The sequence below is a fragment of the Microbacterium sp. Leaf351 genome (assembly GCF_001423825.1).
GTDB lineage: Bacteria > Actinomycetota > Actinomycetes > Actinomycetales > Microbacteriaceae > Microbacterium > Microbacterium ginsengisoli.
The window spans coordinates 86,002-88,506 of the sequence record NZ_LMPK01000035.1 but is presented as its reverse complement, the minus strand read 5'-3'; the positions used below and the strand labels follow the sequence as shown (position 1 = coordinate 88,506).

At 73.5% G+C, this 2,505-nt stretch carries 5 protein-coding genes and 1 pseudogene; all 6 read left to right on the top strand.

Annotated elements, in window-relative coordinates:
• A pseudogene (locus ASG00_RS18275) lies at positions 1–338 on the top strand (F420-dependent glucose-6-phosphate dehydrogenase); the annotation flags it as partial.
• Positions 335–955, top strand: a complete 621-nt coding sequence (gene cofC / locus ASG00_RS11525) for a 2-phospho-L-lactate guanylyltransferase (RefSeq protein WP_056209720.1) — start codon at positions 335–337, stop codon at positions 953–955. The pseudogene ASG00_RS18275 and the gene cofC, both read left to right, overlap by 4 nt.
• A 108-nt stretch (positions 956–1,063) precedes the next feature.
• The gene (locus ASG00_RS11520; RefSeq protein WP_056209717.1) at positions 1,064–1,309 is read left to right on the top strand and encodes a hypothetical protein; all 246 of its coding nucleotides are present in this window, start codon (positions 1,064–1,066) and stop codon (positions 1,307–1,309) included.
• 13 nt (positions 1,310–1,322) lie between these two features.
• Positions 1,323–1,616: a hypothetical protein gene (locus ASG00_RS11515; protein ID WP_045247472.1), complete on the top strand. Its 294-nt coding sequence runs from the start codon at positions 1,323–1,325 to the stop codon at positions 1,614–1,616.
• 87 nt (positions 1,617–1,703) lie between these two features.
• Entirely contained in the window at positions 1,704–2,108 is a 405-nt protein-coding gene (locus ASG00_RS11510; protein ID WP_162237865.1) for a YbaB/EbfC family nucleoid-associated protein, read from the top strand.
• Positions 2,109–2,118: 10 nt separating this feature from the next.
• Positions 2,119–2,436: a hypothetical protein gene (locus tag ASG00_RS11505; RefSeq protein WP_056209710.1), complete on the top strand. Its 318-nt coding sequence runs from the start codon at positions 2,119–2,121 to the stop codon at positions 2,434–2,436.
• Positions 2,437–2,505 lie beyond the last annotated feature (69 nt).

Below are 2,505 nucleotides of genomic sequence, written 5' to 3'. Positions count from 1 at the left end.
CCCTCATCGAGGTGAAGGTGTCGCTCGCCGACGACCGCGAGACCGCGCTCGAGAAGACCCGCTTCTGGGCACCGCTCGCGCTCTCCCCCGAGGAGAAGCGCGACGTGCACGACCCGATCGAGATGCAGCGCCGCGCCGCCGAGCTGCCGATCGAACGGGCCGCCTCGCGCTTCATCGTGTCGACCGACCCCGACGAGCACGTCGAGCAGATCTCCCGCTACGCCGAGCTCGGCTTCCGTCACCTCGTGTTCCACGACCCGGGCTTCGACCAGGAGACCTTCCTGCGCACCTACGGCACCGAGATCCTGCCGCGCCTGCGCGCCCGTTTCGGAGCGTGACCGCCGCCCCGCCGCCGCTGTTCACCGTCGTCGTGCCCGTGAAGCCGACGTCGGTGGGCAAGTCGCGCCTGCGCGTCGCCGACCGCGCCGCCCTCGCCCGCGCGATCGCGCTCGACACGATCGCCGCGGCCGCCGCGGCGCACCGGGTCGCCGAGGTGATCGTGGTGACCGACGACGCGGAGCTTCGCGCGTCGGCGGCGTCCGGCCGCGTGCGCGTGATCGATGAGGGCGAGGCACGGGGGTTGGATGCCGCGATCGCACGCGGCGTGGCGGCCGCCGCCACCGCCCACCGCGCGGCGCTCCTCGGCGACCTGCCGGCGCTGCGCTCAGGCGATCTCGACGCGGCGCTGGCGGCCGCGGCATCCGTCGACCGCGCCGTCGTCGCCGACGCGGAGGGCACCGGATCGACGCTCGTCACCGCGGGCGCGGGGGTGCCGTGGGCGAGTGCGTTCGGCGACGGCTCGTTCGCTCGCCATGTGGCCCTCGGGTGCGCGGTGCTGCCGGTGTCGGATGCCTCGACCCTCCGCCGCGACGTCGACACCGCCGCCCAGCTGGCTGTCGCCGCGACCCTCGGAGTCGGTCCCCGAACACACGCCGTCCTGGTGGCCGCCGGCTGAATCTCATGGCACGACGGCGACGTCGTGCACAAGATGCTTGGCGCCGGCCGACGACGCCCCTACTATGGGCCCACCGAGCACCTCCCGCAACGACGCATGGAGACTTCGATGACCGGACCCGTCATTCGCGCCACCATCCCCTACGCCCTGGGCGCCCTCGTGGTCGTCGCGATCATCGCGATGGTCGCCGCCAACCTCCTGTTCGACGGCACCAGCGCCGCGCGTGTCCTGACCTTCGTCGTCTGGAGCTTCCTCGCGTGCGTCGCCGTGGGCTTCGCGTTCCGCGTCGCGACGGCACGGCACCGCAGCATGACGGCGCGGCCGGTGGCACGGCGCGACGACGCGACGCACTGAGATCCCCGCGCCCATGACCTTCGCGCAGCCCGTCGTCGACACCGTCGACGACGGGCTGCGCGCCTACGTCTGGGGCGCGACCGCGACGGGTATCGGCCGACATCCCGAGCGCATCACCGACCTCGAGCTGCGGCGCCGCACCGTCGCGATCGTGACCGAGCTCGACACCGTCGCCCTCGACTCCCCCACGAGGGACGTCCCGGACTGGGTCGCGAGGGAGGTGGACGACGTCGTGGCGCGGCACCCCGAGATCGGTGCCGACGGGGCCGACGCGCTGCGATCACTGCTCGCCTGGATGGTGCGCTGACAGACGCCGACCCGGCCCCGGGCGGCGCAACGCCCGCCTGTGGACAAGAGCCGTCACCCGCCCGACCCCGGTCGTAACCTGACGCGCGTGAGTGACTTCTTCTCCGCCGATCTCGATGCGGATCTGGCCATCGCGACGGTCGAGCAGCAGATCGCCGACGCGCAGGAGCGTGCCGAGCGGGCGGCGGAGCTGAGGCGGCAGATCGACGCCGTGCGCGGGGTCGCGACGTCACCGCGACGCGAGGTCACCGTCACGGTGGATGCCTCGGGCCGCCTCGCCGCCGTAGAGCTCACCGACGCGGCATCCCATCTGCCGTCGCGCGACCTCGGCCGGCTCATCGTGCACACCGCGAACGAGGCGCAGCGGCGGGCCGGCGAGAAGGCTCTGGAGCTGGCGAGCGAGGCCTTCGGCGCCGATTCACCCACCGTCGCCCACCTGCGGGGCGAGCTCGACCGCCCGGCGCCGTCGGCCGACACGACGATCGCCATCTGAGGGCGGCACGATGGCTGAACGCATCGCGATCGACGCGGACCTCATCTCCTCGCACGCCGCGCGCGTCGATCAGGTGGCCGCCGACGTGCGGGTGGCCGCCGACGCGAGCCGCGCGACGAACATGGGCAGCGGCGCATTCGGAGTGCTCTGCGCCTTCCTCGTGCCACCGGCCACGCTCGCGGCGACCATGGCCGGTTCCGCGATCGCCGCCGCGGAGGGGATGCTGACCCGGAGCGCCCGGGAGGTGCGCGGGGTGGCCACCGACATGGCCGACTTCGAGGACGACGTGGCGCGTGCGGTGCAGTCGATCGAGAAGGCGCTGGGGTGAGGCATCCATGACCGACAACCCGCTGGTCGCGACGAGGGTCGAGACCGCGACCGCGTTCAGCGGCGCGGG

Coding starts and splice junctions, on each gene's coding strand:
- ASG00_RS11505 (WP_056209710.1), top strand. CDS start 2,119: ATGGCTGAACGCATCGCGATCGACGCGGACCTCATCTCCTCGCACGCC.
- ASG00_RS11515 (WP_045247472.1), top strand. CDS start 1,323: ATGACCTTCGCGCAGCCCGTCGTCGACACCGTCGACGACGGGCTGCGC.
- ASG00_RS11520 (WP_056209717.1), top strand. CDS start 1,064: ATGACCGGACCCGTCATTCGCGCCACCATCCCCTACGCCCTGGGCGCC.